The organism is Methylocella tundrae (assembly GCF_901905185.1).
GTDB lineage: Bacteria > Pseudomonadota > Alphaproteobacteria > Rhizobiales > Beijerinckiaceae > Methylocapsa > Methylocapsa tundrae.
Genome location: NZ_CABFMQ020000099.1, coordinates 1 through 15,026, shown reverse-complemented (window position 1 = coordinate 15,026; position 15,026 = coordinate 1). Strand labels below are relative to the sequence as shown.

16 protein-coding genes are annotated in these 15,026 nt (G+C 62.2%); 6 read left to right on the top strand and 10 right to left on the bottom strand.

Annotated features, from left to right (window positions below):
* Positions 1 to 122: 122 nt before the first annotated feature.
* The 3 genes from MPC4_RS15995 to MPC4_RS15985 are packed head-to-tail and all read right to left on the bottom strand — an operon-like array spanning position 123 to position 2,073.
* Complete coding sequence (locus MPC4_RS15995; RefSeq protein ID WP_174513395.1) at positions 123 to 653, bottom strand: HEPN domain-containing protein; 531 nt, start codon at positions 651 to 653, stop codon at positions 123 to 125.
* Positions 654 to 688: 35 nt separating this feature from the next.
* Positions 689 to 1,642: a tyrosine-type recombinase/integrase gene (locus MPC4_RS15990; RefSeq protein ID WP_174513394.1), complete on the bottom strand. Its 954-nt coding sequence runs from the start codon at positions 1,640 to 1,642 to the stop codon at positions 689 to 691.
* Entirely contained in the window at positions 1,639 to 2,073 is a 435-nt protein-coding gene (locus MPC4_RS15985; protein WP_174513393.1) for a GIY-YIG nuclease family protein, read from the bottom strand. Before MPC4_RS15985 ends, MPC4_RS15990 begins: the two co-directional genes overlap by 4 nt.
* Positions 2,074 to 2,361: 288 nt before the next feature.
* Here MPC4_RS15985 and MPC4_RS15980 point away from each other — a divergent pair, with 288 nt between their 5' ends.
* Positions 2,362 to 2,505 (top strand): hypothetical protein, encoded by a 144-nt coding sequence (locus MPC4_RS15980; protein ID WP_174513392.1) that lies wholly within the window; start codon positions 2,362 to 2,364, stop codon positions 2,503 to 2,505.
* Between the two features lie 307 nt (positions 2,506 to 2,812).
* Here MPC4_RS15980 and MPC4_RS15975 read toward each other — a convergent pair whose 3' ends face one another.
* The 5 genes from MPC4_RS15975 to MPC4_RS15955 form a co-directional block, all read right to left on the bottom strand.
* Positions 2,813 to 3,016: a hypothetical protein gene (locus tag MPC4_RS15975; RefSeq protein ID WP_174513391.1), complete on the bottom strand. Its 204-nt coding sequence runs from the start codon at positions 3,014 to 3,016 to the stop codon at positions 2,813 to 2,815.
* A 393-nt stretch (positions 3,017 to 3,409) separates the two neighbouring features.
* Positions 3,410 to 3,838 (bottom strand): hypothetical protein, encoded by a 429-nt coding sequence (locus tag MPC4_RS15970; RefSeq protein WP_174513390.1) that lies wholly within the window; start codon positions 3,836 to 3,838, stop codon positions 3,410 to 3,412.
* Positions 3,839 to 3,844: 6 nt separating this feature from the next.
* Complete coding sequence (locus MPC4_RS15965; protein ID WP_174513389.1) at positions 3,845 to 4,420, bottom strand: recombinase family protein; 576 nt, start codon at positions 4,418 to 4,420, stop codon at positions 3,845 to 3,847.
* Between the two features lie 91 nt (positions 4,421 to 4,511).
* On the bottom strand, positions 4,512 to 5,318 hold the full coding sequence (locus MPC4_RS15960; RefSeq protein WP_174513388.1) for a hypothetical protein: 807 nt from the start codon (positions 5,316 to 5,318) through the stop codon (positions 4,512 to 4,514).
* A gap of 412 nt (positions 5,319 to 5,730) precedes the next feature.
* On the bottom strand, positions 5,731 to 9,375 hold the full coding sequence (locus MPC4_RS15955) for an AAA family ATPase (protein ID WP_174513387.1): 3,645 nt from the start codon (positions 9,373 to 9,375) through the stop codon (positions 5,731 to 5,733).
* 495 nt (positions 9,376 to 9,870) lie between these two features.
* On the opposite strand from MPC4_RS15955, the gene MPC4_RS15950 reads away from it, so the two are divergent.
* Positions 9,871 to 10,350 carry a ProQ/FINO family protein gene (locus MPC4_RS15950; RefSeq protein ID WP_174513386.1) on the top strand — a complete coding sequence of 160 codons (480 nt, stop codon included), beginning with the start codon at positions 9,871 to 9,873 and terminating at the stop codon, positions 10,348 to 10,350.
* A 107-nt stretch (positions 10,351 to 10,457) separates the two neighbouring features.
* On the opposite strand, the gene MPC4_RS15945 is transcribed toward MPC4_RS15950, so the two are convergent.
* Both MPC4_RS15945 and MPC4_RS15940 read right to left on the bottom strand, forming a co-directional pair.
* Complete coding sequence (locus MPC4_RS15945) at positions 10,458 to 11,036, bottom strand: conjugal transfer protein TraD (RefSeq protein WP_174513385.1); 579 nt, start codon at positions 11,034 to 11,036, stop codon at positions 10,458 to 10,460.
* 347 nt (positions 11,037 to 11,383) lie between these two features.
* Positions 11,384 to 11,734, bottom strand: a complete 351-nt coding sequence (locus MPC4_RS15940; RefSeq protein ID WP_174513384.1) for a hypothetical protein — start codon at positions 11,732 to 11,734, stop codon at positions 11,384 to 11,386.
* A gap of 748 nt (positions 11,735 to 12,482) precedes the next feature.
* Between MPC4_RS15940 and MPC4_RS15935 the strand changes: the two genes are divergently transcribed.
* The 4 genes from MPC4_RS15935 (at position 12,483) to MPC4_RS15920 (ending at position 14,675) form a co-directional block, all read left to right on the top strand.
* On the top strand, positions 12,483 to 13,133 hold the full coding sequence (locus MPC4_RS15935) for a ParA family protein (protein WP_174513383.1): 651 nt from the start codon (positions 12,483 to 12,485) through the stop codon (positions 13,131 to 13,133).
* Positions 13,117 to 13,416, top strand: coding sequence for a hypothetical protein (locus tag MPC4_RS15930; protein WP_174513382.1), 300 nt, complete (start codon positions 13,117 to 13,119; stop codon positions 13,414 to 13,416). Before MPC4_RS15935 ends, MPC4_RS15930 begins: the two co-directional genes overlap by 17 nt.
* A gap of 678 nt (positions 13,417 to 14,094) precedes the next feature.
* Positions 14,095 to 14,370: a ribbon-helix-helix domain-containing protein gene (locus MPC4_RS15925; protein ID WP_174513381.1), complete on the top strand. Its 276-nt coding sequence runs from the start codon at positions 14,095 to 14,097 to the stop codon at positions 14,368 to 14,370.
* Positions 14,367 to 14,675, top strand: a complete 309-nt coding sequence (locus MPC4_RS15920) for a type II toxin-antitoxin system RelE/ParE family toxin (RefSeq protein ID WP_174513380.1) — start codon at positions 14,367 to 14,369, stop codon at positions 14,673 to 14,675. The genes MPC4_RS15925 and MPC4_RS15920 overlap by 4 nt, the downstream gene beginning before the upstream one ends.
* Positions 14,676 to 15,026: the final 351 nt, after the last annotated feature.

The following is a 15,026-nucleotide window of genomic DNA, read 5'->3' as shown; positions in this document are numbered from 1 at the left end:
CGGTTGCAATCAATGTGGGTCCAGTTGCAATGATTGTGGTCCCAAGCGCCGGGCCTAGTTGCAATGATTGTGGGCCGGAACTTGCGATGATTGCGATCCCGGCCGCGGATGATTGCGGTCCGTTATAAATAGTTCCTGCGAAGCGCACTCCACTCTGGCTTTAACTCCAGAATGATGCTCCTGAGATGCTGCGGAATGTCTAAGAGATAGAACTGCAAGTACTTCGTCTTGCCTTCGTAGCTGTATCGAATTCGCTCGAACGCATTGCCCCCGGCGCAGAGGGCGGCCGGAAGATCGCGAGCAATCTTAATCCCAAATTCTTTTTCATGGAGGTTCCACACTTCCGCGAGATCCGGAGCAATCGAATTGTCCCAAGCGCGTCGAATTCGACTTCGCATTGATGGGCTTAGGTTATCGAACAGGAATCTAAGATGATGCCCGCGGGGAACTTCGCCTTTCTCGATGCATAAGAGGCACTTTAGAAATAGTTCTATGGTAAGCGCCGCGACAACGATGAAAGGTTCTCCGATATCCACGACGAGCTGAGTGTTCTTCGGGTTTATATCGCGTAGAATGGTCAGAGCTTGATAAAAGCAGTTGGCTTGCACGAAGATTTTTGACGGGTCGATCGTCTGATTAGGGATGTTGTTCATGGCTACAACCTATCCGACCAAGGAACCTGCGCGGCTCAGACAAGTATCCGCTCCACCTCGTCGAGCGTCACTTCCTCGGCGCGGCGGTCGTAAAGCTGCGTCGTGCGTGTCGAAGCATGGTTCGCCATCTGCGCCGCCTTTTCAAGTGTCCCGCCGTTCTTCAGATAAGCCGTGACGCCCGTCGCCCGAAAGGTGTGGTTGCCGACATGTGTGGTGACGCCGGCGGATCTGGCCCGCCTTTGGATCATCGCATAGGCGTTCGCTTGGGGCAGGGGATTGCCGGTGAGCTGGCCGGTCGCGCGGCTGTAGGTCTGGAACAGGAGCGCCTTCGGATCGTTCGCGAGTCCCGCACCGTCGAGATATTCATGCAGGTAGGCCTCTAAATTGTGATGGCACGGCATGGCGTGCTCCTTGCCGCCCTTCTCATGCAAGCGCACCCAGAGCCGCCGGTTCTGCGGGTATGCGTCTTCGACGCGCATGCCGATGGCCGCGCCGATGCGGGCGAAGGAATAGACCATGAGGCCGATGAGAGCGCGGTCGCGCAGGCCGATGACGGTCGAGACATCAATCGCGTCGATGAGCTGGCGCGCCTCGGCGGGGTCGAGCACCGGCGTCTTGCCGCGCCTGACGATATGGCGCGGCCCGCGCACGGCGCCGGCCGGATTGAGCGTCATGATCTGGCCGATCACCATCCAGTCGAACAGGTGCCGCAGGGCGGCCAGGCGCAGCTTCGCGGTTGGCGCGGATCGCGCCTTCTGGAGCTGCTCGACATAGGCGGCGACATGCACGCTCTCGATTTCCGTGAGCTGCGTCACGCCCTTCGCCTCGAGCCAGTCGAGGAATTCCACGGCCGCGCGGGCATAGGCGCGGCGGGTGTTCGCGTTGCGGATGTTGGCGGTGAAGAATTCAAAGTAGCGGTAGGAGGCGCGCGCGCCGCCAGCGGCGACAAGGGCGGGGGCGCGGTCGGTGAAGGCGACAAGCTGGGTCATTCCACCTCGCGATTGCTACGGAGGTTCCAGACCGGGTGGAGGCTGCGGATGAGACCCTCCTCCAACCCTGCGATCAGATCGACTGGAAGGTCATGCCAAATCAGCGATGGTGGGACGAGCGTGTAGATTTCGACCGCTTGTCCGGCGGCAAAGCAGCCGAGAATCTTATCGCGAATACGGCGTGACGTTCGCATCGTTTTCGTGATGGCATAGCGGCGGAATCGGCCATGCAGGCCGCTCTGGGCAGAACCGACGTAGTGCACGACCCCGTTGACGACATAGGCATAGACGCCCGGCGCGCGTTCCGCCGTGAAATCCAGCTCGATGCCGTCGCCGGCGCTCGTCGGCCGCCAGCAGCCCATCCGGCGGAAACCGGCGGTGATGAGTTTAGGCAGATGCGGTTGGGCTTTGTCGGTCGGGTCGGGGGACATGGCTTTTTCGTATATGATAAAAGACATTATCACATACTTATAGCCGTGCAACAGTTTATCTCGAAAACGCTGCTTTCGAGACTTTTGAGACGCCCTGCGGCGAGACCGAAAATCAATCGCGGGCAGCGGAGGATTGCCGCCGCCTAAAAAAATTGGGTCGGCATGTCTTGCTTTTTGTGCGCCGCACGCGCAATATTATTGCGGTGCAGCAAGCTTGTTGCGCCATGCCCTCCTTGGGCGTTTCCTCCCTAGACTCGGGCCGCTTGTGGCGACGCAGGCGGCCTCTTTTTGATTTATCCGGCTGTCGCTGGTGTGGCGCGGTTGCTTCCTTCGCCTCTGATCGAGCCGCGTGACCGTCAGCACGTCGCCCTTGCCGAGCTGGGCGACCGCACGACGCAATTGCGCGCCATCGGCGCGCCGCCGTGTCTTTGAAAACCTTGATCTCGCAAAGAATGTCTTTCAGGTTCACGGCGTCGATATCTGATCGTCCCTTGTACGCGATCAGTTAGGTCAGCATGTCTTGTTTTTTGTGCGCTGCGCGCGCATAGTATCGCGGTCGACAGCTTTGGTTGTCGCCGATGTCCCTTCGGGACATTTCTCTCCCTAGACTTGGGCCGCCTGTGGCAACGCAAGCGGCTTTCTCTTTTGCTATACAAGAAGGCCCTTTGCGGTCAACACCTTTAATTTTTTGTGCAAAATTCTCTTGCAGACCGGCCTGAACCCGCGCGCCATGCTTGGCTCATTGCGCCAGCCTTTCAATCTTCGCGTCGATGAGTTGATCCGCTTCAAACCATGCCCGCCGGCATTCATCTTCGGTGGGGTCTCGTAGCGGCTCTAACGCGGCGAATATCTTTTGCAGGCTATTTGCGCCGCGATCATAGCGGACGATCACATAGACGAAGCGCGCGCCGGACAGCAGCGTTGGGTCGATCGCGGCCTGCATGATTAGAGCGTCGATCTCGGCACATGTGGCGAGCCGCGCCCGATAGCTTCGCGCGGGGCTGGCGCAAAACCAATGCCAATCGCCATTCATGGGGTCGTCTTCTCCCTGCCGCCGGCGTCCGGGCGGCTTCAATTGTTTCTTGTGGCCGTCAGCGACGGGTCTGGCCTTCCTTAATAAGTCACCAACGCTCCCATGCGCCGCGCTCGCGCCGCCATTTTTGGTCATTCCTTCGGCCGCCGCTCATGTCACTTTAGATTCACAATCCAGGATTGCATAGCAAGTCAAGGTCACTGCGCCGCCCATGGCGCTCACACGTCTCCAAAGGATTTGTTAGTCAGACTCGAAAAAGGCGCACAAGCTTATCCTGTTATCTGATAAGATCATCTTCAGAGGCTACGAGCGGTAAAGACCCAGAAATAGGTCGCCGATCGCCTTGCGCATCCGCAGCGTGAGCCAGCGTCGGCGACGGTGCTCGTCGCGGTCATGGATCATATGGCAGCGCTGGCAAAGGGCTTTCAGGTTTCGCCGCCTGTTGTTGGTCGGATCATGATCAAGGTGAGCGGTCGCCAGCACAACCTTGGTTGTTCGAACGACGACGTCGTCGCCAATTAGAGCAAGGCTCGGCAACGGGCGTCCGCGGCCATTGCGCCACGTCTGGCCTTCCTCGTCCCACCATCGGCCGTCGCCCAAATGCCGGATCTCGCGGCCATGCGGCCGACTGCATTCCTCGCACCGGCCTTTCGCTCGCTCAAACCGGATCATCGCCGAGAGTTGAGGCCAGTCGATGGGATAGAGCCATTTGTATTGGGGGCGGATCGGCATCTGGCGTTAAACCTTCGCGCCAAAGGCCTCGAACGGCCCAGGCGCAAGTCTCGAAATCGTGCTGTGCGAAACGTTGTAGGTGCGCGCAATCTCACGCATCGGCTCGCCCTTGTCGCGGCGCTTGATCGCCTCGCGCTTCTGGTGATCTGTGAGCTTTGGCCGGCGCCCCATCTTCACGCCCCGCGCTTTTGCGCGCTCGCGGCCTTCGCCCGTTCGGGCGCGGATCAATTCGCGCTCGAACTCGGCAAGCCCGCCCAGAACCGTGAGCATCAAACGTCCGTGCGCGGTCGTCGTGTCGGCCCATGTGTCATTGAGGGAACGAAAGCCCGCGCCCTTGCTGGTGATTGTCGCCAGCGTGTTCAAGAGGTCGCGCGTCGAGCGCGCCAGCCGGTCGAGGCGCGTCACGGTCAGAACGTCGCCCCCGGCAATCTGGCCGATGACGCGGCGCAATTGGGCGCGGTCAGTTTTCGCGCCGCTCGCCGTTTCCCGGAAGACCTTCTCGGCTCCGGCGGCGCGCAATTGCTTGACCTGCGCGTCGAGGCTCTGGCCGTCCGTCGATACCCGTGCATAGCCATAAATCATCGGCCACTTATGCACCTAATTTATGCAACAAAAAAGCCCCTTTAGATCAAAGCTCTAATTTTGGTTCATAATTCTTGATTTCTGCACAAGCCTACGGCCCCACTCGAAATGAATTAAGCCGAGCATGGAGCGCGGCGGCCTTCGCGTTTACGTCCGCTATGTCACCAGCCAAGAGATTAGCAAGCGGCGTGGTGCTGCTAGGCTGAGCTGTTTCTAGATGCTGAATCACAAAATCGATTGCCGTCATCGTGTCCGCAAAACGCTTGTGTAATACCGGCTCATGATGGGCGAGGCGGTTCCGTGACTGATAAATTTGCTCCAAATAAGTAGCGACTTCGGCGCGTGAAAGCCTCTTATGCGGAAACGTTCGCTTTAGCGAAGTGCGCCATAGGGTCTGGTCATAATCAGGGCCATAGAGTCGTTTCCAAAAATACATCGTCAGCTCAGCAATAACCTTTCCCTCAGAAACGACGATATGTTTACGGCGGTCCTTAGCGCGCTTGAGGTGCGAGGTTGCGGGGGGCCGTCCCCTTGGATAGGCTAACGTTTCCAACGCGGCTTTTCCCGCCTGCGTGAGTTTTGAATATTCTGCACGGCGGGCGCTATCGAGCGCCTTAGCAATGTTGTCCGTCTCGGTTTTGCGCCATTGAAAGGTAATTGGGGGCTGTTGAAGCCACTTCGGCACGGCAAAATGTTGGCTAAGGTTCTCGCATACGGAATTGCGGAGCGCGATTTCAATAGTGGCGGTCACGTTCATCAGGGACGCGCCAAGCTGAAGTGTTTCTTGGTGCAACTCAATCGCCGTTTGGGCCGACCCTGTAAGGGCCATTAACTTCCCTAAGCGTTCGGACGAAATCATCAGCGTAAGCGCCGCCACATCTCCAACATTAATTGGCATTGACTTTCTTGCCCCTTACCCTTATTTTTGTACTCGAAAAGTCGAGACTCGATTGGCAGTTGCTCCGGCGGACGAATCCTCGACTTCCCAATTAGAAAGGGCACTCCGCAAGGGGTGCCCTTTCGCGTTTCAGGCGACACGGGTCGTAAGATGCGGCCAAGCTTCCGTAAAAGGCAAGGATTTTAAGACGAAACGTGAGGACACGTTTCGTCCCATTATGGCAAGAGCGCGCTCGGCGCGCCGTCTCTCAAAAACCGCTGTGCAGATTTGTTGAATTCCGCACACATTGCACGGCGTGAAGATGGGGCGATCCCAGTCTCAATCAATTTGGTCTGAGCCGGGGCCAAAATCACGCGATAGAATCAGGCCAGGGCGTCGACAATTTCAAGCCGTTGCAGATAAGTCGCCAGGCTCAGAATCCTGGGCCTGGCTTTGGCCCTAACTGTTGGTTCCTCGGTTCGCCAGGAGCCCGCTGCGGCCTCTCGGCGGCGAACCGCCGCTCACTCTCTTCGCGCTCCAGATGCACCTCGTGCAGCTTGACGGCGTTGCACACGATCTTGCCCGCCGCCATCGCCTCCGTGACGACAACCGGCGCATCGGGCGGCGCGCAGCCCTCCGGAAACCTTGCGTCGACGGCCGCGGCGAACCGTTCGAGCTCGCCGCGCAGCCCCGTATCCGCCTCGATCCGGCTCCAGAGCGCCGCCGCCGCGGCGGCGGTCGGAATTTCGCTTAACGTCGTACGCCCCTTTGAAGAGAAAACCTCGGCCTCGCAGCCGGCCGCCCGGAATTGCGCGATCGCCGATTTGGCCTTGTCCGAGAGCGCGGGAATTTCGATGACGTCGCGGCGCCGCTGCGCCCCGACCGTCACCCGATATGTCGACGCGACGTCCTGCTCGACTTGACGCAGATCGGCCAGGCAAGCCCCGATCATGCCGGCGTATTTGCGCGCTCCTTCATAGTCGAATTTGTCGTCCGGCGAAGCGAACCAGCCTTTTTTGCCTCTCAGATCCCCCAAAAGCTTTGCGCCGTTTTTTTCCTCAAGCTTGATTTGCGTCGGCCGCGCGCCGCCAAGCTCCTTTTCCAGCGCATAAAGGCGCGTCGCCGCGGCGGCGGGATCGCGATAGACGGCGCCAAGGATCCAACTCAGTTCGCGCCGGCTCCCTCGCACGCTTTTATTGGCGTCGAGCAGCGCGGCGACATCGGCCGCCGCCGCGCCGCGTCCGAAACTGTCGCGCCCCGCGGAAGACGGAATCGCCGGAATAAGCGGCGGCGGCGCGAACGGCGGCCGTTCCCTGCTCTCCGCCACGATCCGTTGGCCTCCCTGTCCCTTGGACAGCCGCTCGGCCTCGAGCCGCGCGCTAAAAAGTTTCGCGCGATCGATCAGCGACAGACCCGGCGGGAAATATCTCTCTTGTCCCGCATCGGGCTGCGCCTTCGCGACCGCGGCCGGCGTTTCCCGCGGGGACGCCTTTCTTGTGTTGATCGAGGCTCCCGCGATCCGGCTCCGCTCGTTGGCCAGCGCGCGCGCCGCCGTCGCTTCCGCGCGCGCCTGCATTTTCTCACCCAGCCTGGCGACAGCTTTGCCAAGCGCCGCCATCGCCGCCTCCTGCCGTTCGATCGCTTGCGCCAGCGCCGGCAGGATCGGACGCAAGGCCTGTTCTATCCGCAGATTCTCGAGATGGCGCCGCACGGCGCCCGGATCGCGCGCCAGCCGCCGCCGCGCTTCCCGCAGGGGAGCCTCGGCGCGCGCCGCCGCCTCCGCCGTCGTCGTCCACGCGACCGACGCCGCCTTCACTTCGCCCCGCGCCATCTGCCGCGCCAGATCGCGCGCGTTGCGCGCCGTCTCCGTCGCGACGAATATCTGTGCACTCTCGCGCTGCCGGGTCAGCGCCACATAGCTCGCCGCCGAACGCCAGTGATGGGTGTGATAGAGATAGCTGCGGTCGAGGGTCTTGCCCTGGCCCTTGTAGATCGTCCCCGCATAGCCGTGCCGGAATCCGCCGAATTCCGCCGCCGTCCAGGTCACGTCCCGCCCGGCCTGCCCCGCCGCCGCGTCGAGCCGCGCCCAAATCCGGCCCTCGCCGCGGTCTACGCCCGTGATCACACCCGCATTGCCATTGTAGAGACCCGCCCGTTTCAGGGTGTCGGTCAGTTGCACCCGGTCGCCGACCGCGAACGGCAGCGCGCCATGCCGGGTCTCGAACACGACGTCGACGCCGGACAGCGCGCCTTGCGCGCGGCGAACGCCGCGCAATTCCGCATTGAGCGCGTCGACATCCTTGTTCGTGTAGGCGAACACGAACCGCGTCTTGTCGGATGCATCCGCCGCGTCCTTGCGCCACGCCGCGACAAGCGCCGCACGCGCTTCGTCCTGGGTTTTTGTCCAGGAAATCGCGCCATGCCGGTCATAGGCCGCGACCGCATCGGTGAAGCGGCCCTCGGCGAGATCGCGCGACGCCTGGCGCTGCCAATCCGCGCGCTGCCGCGTCACCGCAACGATCGCCGCCGCGCCATGCCGCGCCTTGAGCTCGGAGAAGAGCCCGCCCCGCTCGATCGAGGCGAGCTGCCGGTCGTCGCCGGCGAGGATGAGTTTCGCGCCCGAAGCCCGCGCCGCCGCCAGAATTTCGCCGGTCATCTGGCTGTCCATCATCGCCGCCTCGTCCGCGATCACGACGGTGCGCGCGTCCCAAATCGCACGGCCGTTCTTCAGTTTGAACAGCTCCGAATGCGCGGTGGCGGCGTCGGAAAACCCGTCCGCCTTGAGATCCTGCGCCACAGCATTGGTCGGGCCTAACCCGACGACGCGGAAACCGGCCAGCTCATGCGCGGCGCGCACCGCTTGAAGCGTGTAGCTTTTGCCCGTGCCGGCGCGGCCCTCGATGATTTTCAGGCTGCCCGCCGCGATCGCATGGTCGAACGCCGCGCGTTGATCGGCACGCAAGGTCCGCGCCTGCAGCGCCGCCGCCGCGGCGCCCGCTGGCGCCGCGGCGTGATGCGACGGTGACGCGAGCGCTTCGCCCTCAGTGAGCGCGGCAAGCTCCTGCGCCCGCACCGGCCGCGTCGTCCACCGCCCGGCTGAAATCAGAGTCTCGCGGTCGAGCAGCGCCAGGGCGTCGCCATGCCCGAGCACCGCGCGCTTGACCGCGGCGCGCTCCGCCCCGTCGTCGATGTGCCGCGCGAGAAACCGATCGACGTCGCGCGCCGTAAATGTCGCGCTGTTGCGCGTCAGCGCCTCCAGCACCTGCGCCGGATCGCGCGCCGCCGCCTCGTTCGCCTGCCGCAAAACCTCGGCGCGCGCGACAAGGTCCGAGCCCGGCTTGCGCATCCGCACCGGGCCGATATGCGCGCCAGGATGGATCGCCGCCACATCCACCCGGGTCGAAAATCCGTGCTCCCGAAAATAACGATCCTGATGTTCGCGCCACAGTTCGCCCCACGCCTCGGCGTCCGCGACATAGCCGCGTTTGACCGCGCCGCCGTGCAGATGTGGCGCGCAGGCCCGCACGTCCGGATCGAGATCGCGAGCCTTCGTCGCCGCGAACACTTCGCCCTCGAGCCGACGCGTCGTGATCAAAAGGTGGGCGTGAAAATTGACGGGCGACCCCGCCTCTTCTCCTTCGGCCGCCGGCTCATGCGGCGCATGGACGTCGAGCTGAACCGCAAGGCCTTTCGACACGAAATGCTCCAGCGCGAACGACCGCGCGAGCGCGATCCGGTCCTCGGCCGTGAGCCCCGCGTCCGCGGGCAGCGCCAGCAAAACTTCCCGCGCAACCTGGGAATCCTTGCGCCTCTCCGCCGCTTCCGCCGCGTTCCACAGAACCCCGCAATCGGAAAACCGCGCCGCCGCACCCTCAGGCAGCAGGATTTCGTGATGGTCCGGCGCATCTCTGTTTTTGAAATAAAACAGTTGCCCGGTGCGCTCCGCCGTCAGCGCGGCGCGGGCGTTATAGGCGGCCGACCGCACGGCGTCGCCGCCGGTGCTGCGGGAAACGTAACGCGCGCGGGCAAACTGGATCGCCATAAAGCCAAGTTTGCGCCAGCCTAGGCCCGTCGTCAAGCGGCATCGGCCACGATGCATATTGCGTCTACAAGACTTCCGTTCGCTTCGCTCACTCCCGCTTGTCGAACCCGCTGCGCGGTCGCTCCCGACGCGTTAGCGCCACAATCGCCCCGCTGCGAAACCGACCACGCGCCGCAAAACCGCGCCGGCGCAGGGGACGGATCAGAGCCGCGACGCCGGATTGGGATGACAGAGGAGGGACCGCCGGCGCTGGCGCCGCGCGAAATTATGAAATGCGCAAATTCGACCGGAGCCGGCCGGCGGCTCAACGACGGCGATCAGGGCGTTCGGAAAGACGGGCGTTCGGAGAAGGAGGATGGGGTCCTGACGGCGATCTCATCGCCAACCGGCGCCGCCGCACGCCGTTGAGGAGGCAAGCAAAATCGGCTATTCAAACCCGCCGCATGAAATGACCCCCGCCGCTTTCTTCAGGCCCGTCCCTCGCGCCTCGGCGCAAACCACCGCCAACCCGCGGAGAGCCAACCGCCAGAAATGACGCCGGACCCAGCCCCTAACGACGAAGCCAAACCAAAAACGGAAAAAAGCCGGCCGCCCGGCTGGATCGCGCTCGTCCTGGCGGACTGGGCCAGGCGATGGCCCGCCGTATTCGGAAAGCCGGCGCCGCTCGCCATCGGCTTCGCCAAGCAGCTACACGCCGAACTCAAACCCGAGTTCAGCCAAAAGGCGGTTCGTCTCGTGCTGCATCGCTGGACGACGCGGCGGGGCTATTATCAGGCCGTGGAGCGCGGCGACCCCCGCCGCAATTTGGACGGAGGCGAAGCGGGCCTTCCCGACGAAGTCTCCCGCGCGCTCGCGCGGACGGCCTTGGCGGCCATCCCTCACAAAACAGCAAACGCAAATCAGGCCGCGCCGCTAAACCGGCGTCCGGCGCGCCGGAAGACAAGAAAGCGCCCGCCAAACCCAGACAAACGCGCCAGGCGGCTCTATAGCCGACCCGGCGCGTTCAGCTGACCGATCCTCCCCAACGGTGAGGCGCGATGGAAAGCGCGCGCCCGCGCTGGCCGAGCCCGATGCGGCGGCGGAGCGGCCGGCCTAAAACCGTCCCGCCGCGGCGCGGCTCAGATCTGGTCTTCGCCGAAAAGGCTGGACTGGTCGGTCGGCGCGGGCGGAACATGGCCTTCGCCCCCGCCGTTCGCTGTCAGTGGGTTCTCGCGCGCGCGATCCTCATCGACGCTTCGAGCGACCCCGCCATACGCGGCTGCGAGGGACTGCGCGTCCGCGAAACGCGCCCTGCCCTCCCAGTGCATGAAAATCTTGCTGAAGCGGAAGGCGGCCCGCCGCATGTTTGCCGCAGCCTCTTTAGAAAGCGGTCGCGGAAAGACGATCACGCACGGTTTCTTGCCTTCGTCGCCCCGTCGCGCCTCCTCGGCGAAGGCCCGGCCGCCATCCGCCGCCCAGACCTCGACCTGTCCCTTATCGGCAAAGCCGGGACGCAGCGACCGCAGCGCACCGTGAAGAACGTTCGCATCGAAATCAAGATACCCGGCTTTTTCAACGAGCGCCCCGGCCTCGATCAGACGTTTCGTCCGCGCCCGGCGCTCGTCCGCGCGCAGCTTGGCCTCGTCATGGGCCACGCGAGCCTTTGCTTGTTCAATGCGCTGCATCCGCGCGGCGAGCGATGTGGATTTGGTAGACATTCGATTTCATCCTCGGTTTGGTTTAACCGATATCCAAGCTGACCCCGGCCCGCGCGAACGGGAAATCCTAAATCGCCGCCCGGCCCGATTTTAAGGATCGGACGGGAAGGACGCGGAATCGTGATTTCCCGCAGTCGACTGGAGAAGAGCGCGAGACCCCGATCGCCGCCGACGACGCTCCCCTTTTGACGAACCTCGCGTCTCGCATGGATGGCATGGCCGGTCACATGGCGGATTTCAAATGGCGGATGGCTCCAAACAAGTGACATGGGCGAGCTGGGGCTGGGCGAGCGCCTCCGTCCCGTTGTCTTAAACGGCATTTCGTTCGTGATGTTTGGGAGACTAGGTCACGCTGGCCCCTTTTTTGGTTGTCCCGGCGGCGATTCGTTGGCCTGAACCTTGCGGTTTCTTTCCTCGATTGCTTCTTTGAATCCTGATGAAGACAGCTTCGATACAGAAATAGGAGAAACTGTATTCGTGCGCTGCACGAATTTGCATCCACCCCCCTGCCCGCTCTTGAGCCGCAACCACGTCCGCCATTCCGGCGCAACGATCCGGACGATGTTCGTGTCGCTGCGGAAGGCAGTGAGCCGCCTTTCCTCGATCGTGAGCGCCCCTGCCCGCTTGGCTTCGCGAATGGCATTCCTGACGCTAGTGGCGCAGACGCCCGCCAGCGCCGCGATATGGCCGATGGTCAACCGGCAGTCGCCGCGCTTCATCGCCTCGACCGCGACGACGGCGAGGACCGAACGCTCGGCTTGTGTGAATCGGGCGGCGAGCTGTGGCGGGAGCTTTCCGGAAGCGCACCAGCGCCGGCGGCGTTCCAAGCTTTTGCCAGAACGCGGACTGGAACCGCAGCGGCGGCCGGTGGCGGCCTTCGCGGGCGGCGGCAGGGCTTTCCTCGCCTCAATCGTTTCCGCTAGCTCCTGAGCTTCGCTATCGCCGATCGCGCCGGCTCCCCAGCCCTTCCAGACGATCCCGGCCAGGCGCGGCAAATCATTCCTCGGCGCGGCCTGCACGGCCCGCCGGATTTCTTCGATAAACATTTTCGACCCTCGTAAGGGCCGCGTCAGCGCAAGCCTGCCCGTTCGGAAAACTGAAGTTTTCCGTTGACTCTGGTTAGAGTTTTTGGGAGTCTCACGCTTGTCTAGGGCGTAAGGCTCCTATCGGTTTTGAACGGCTCTGAGGTTCCCGCCTCGGGGCCGTTTGCATGTTCAAGACACCGTCGCGGCGTTGACCTCCAGCGCGGGCGAATCCCCCCGCAACGGGATAGACTCACCCTTTCTGCGATTCGCGTCAACCAATCCAATCGTGCTTCGGTGTTATAGTGCGATCGTGCTATAGCGCCTTCGTACTGCAATGCTTCGGCATGGTCGCGCCGAAGTGCTTTAACCTTTCCGTGCTAGAGTGCTTCCGCATCGTGATTCGGCCAGCGAGTTTGAAATCGTGCGGACTATCGCCTTCGTCTCGCAAAAGGGCGGCTCGGGGAAATCGACCTTGGCCGCGAACCTTGCCGTGCGGGCCGCCGAGGCCGGCGAAAAGGTTATTGCCCTCGATCTCGATCCGCAGGCGAGCCTGGCCGCATGGGGCGACGATCGCACCGCCGATGCGCCCGCCGTCGATCGGCTGACCGGCGACAAGCTGACCCGTATTCCCGAGGTTCTGGCGGCCCTTGCGCGGCAGGGCTTCACATTGGCGATACTAGACACGCCAGGCGCGGCCAGCTCCGTCACGAATGCCGCCATGCGCGCCGCCGACCTATGTCTTATTCCAGCGAGGCCGACCCGCCTTGACCTCCGGGCGACCAAGCCGACGATCGAAGCCCTGGTCGCGCTCCGGGTCGCCTATTCATTCGTTCTGAGCCAATGTCCGCCGACATCGAGATCGACGCGAGCACCGGAAGCCGCCGCCGGCCTCGAAATGCTCGGGGACGTTGCGCCGGTCATGATCGTGCAGCGCGCGGACTTTCAAGACGCCATCGCGGCAGGGCAGGGCGTGACCGAATACGCCGGCAGCGGGAAGGCCGCCGATGAAATTCGTGCCCTTTGGGATTTCGTCGACCGCAAGACAAGGAACCGAGATGGGAAAGCGGCCTAGTATCCTCGGCGACCTAAACCTCGAGCCGTCCCGCCCCGCGCGTCGGCGCACGGTTAAACAAGTTGCGCCCGCGCCCGCGCCCGCACCAGAACCGCCGACAGCCGAGCCGCCGAAGCCGAAAGTCGAGGTTCAGCACACGTCAATCTATATCCCCCGCCCGGTTTATGAGCGCCTCCGTGAAATCGCCTTCCATGAACGCGTCAAAATCCACGATCTGATTATGTCGGGTCTGGATCTGGTCATGATCGAGCGCGGCCATCCCGAGCGCACTAAAGATCTGTAGCACCGTCGCGTCGTAGCACTATCATGCTCCCGTGCTGTAACAGTACGGTGCCACGCCATTTGCGCAGCGCAAAGGTTTTTGGCCTCGACGCACGAGTTTGAGCAAATCGGCCCTAAGTAATGAAACGCCCAAAATATACGCATAAGGCAAATCTTGCGGTGTCGGAAAACCAAAAAGAAGGGTTTCCGTACACTGCCCCAATCCAACAATGTTTTCCGTGTACGATTTTTGCCGATTCTGGGGTCATTTTGACCGGCTTCGATCATCGTCGGGAATCAGGCTGAATCCTGTTACACCAAATCGACAATAAGCGATCTAGTTGAAATTGCTGGGGCTCTCTATAAATCGTTCCAGATTTGTCCGCTTATGTGTATATTTTGGGCGTTTCATTACCTGAGGCCAGATTCTCGCGATCCTCCGCGGATCGTCACGTCACCTCCTGATCGTGTGCAAGGGGCAAGGAACCTGGAACCAAGCCGCATGGCGCATTTCTCGGCTTGGGGTGGAAGCGGTTCACCATCGGGGCCGCCGCGCGGCCGGCACCCGGCACTGGCGGGATTGAGCCGCATAATCATGACGCAAGGCGGCGACAAGGGCAGGGCAGGGCAGGGCCCTTTTTCATGGATTTCTTGCGACTAAGTAGTAATATTTACCCCAGCAAAGCGTTGGAGACGGGTCATGCCCAATATTCAAAAAGTGAGCGTCGCCCTCACCGGCGAGCAAGTCACCGCCATCAAAGCCGCCGTCGAGACCGGGGAATATGCGACCACAAGCGAGATCATCCGCGAAGCAATCCGCGATTGGCAGTTCAAACGTGAACTTCGCCAGGAAGACCTTAAGCATCTCCGCCAACTATGGGACGATGGCAAGGCCAGCGGCCCGCCACAGCCTTTCGATGTCGAGCGCACCCTCGCTGCCGCGAAAGCACGGCTTAAAGAAGTGGGTGCAGAATGACGCAGGTCTTCCGATCGCCGGCCGCAGAGCGCGACCTGGAGGACATCTGGTTGACGATCGCCGCCGATAATCCAGCGGCGGCGACACGGGTTGTCCAGGCCATCGGCCAAAAGATCGGCCGACTGGCCGATCATCCCCGGCTCGGGCCGCGCCGCCCGGACATCCGGCCGACTGCGCGCCTCCTCATCGAGGGGTCGTACCTCATTCTCTACGAGACGCATCCCGATGTTGACGATCGGCCGGTCGACGAAATCGAAATCGTCCGCGTCGTCGACGGCCGCCGGGATCTCACGCGACCGTTTTGATGGCGGCTTCAGTGTCTTCATGGGCGAAAGCGAACCGAAGTTTATTAGTATATGCTATAAAAGCATTACGTGCTTTTGGACGCACAACGGTGAGATACCGTTGTCGCATAGAATGGCATTATGGACTTTCGGCCTCAGATATACAATCTCGGCATGCAAATCATCCCCCTCGTCACTCAAATGGGCAGCATGGCCAAAGCGCTTGATCCCCTAAGAGCAATAGTTGTAATGGACCGCAATCATCCGCGGCCGGGATCGCAATCATCGCAAGTTCCGGCCCACAATCATTGCAACTAGCCTCGGCGCTCGGGACCACAATCATTGCAACTGGACCCACATTGATTGCAACCG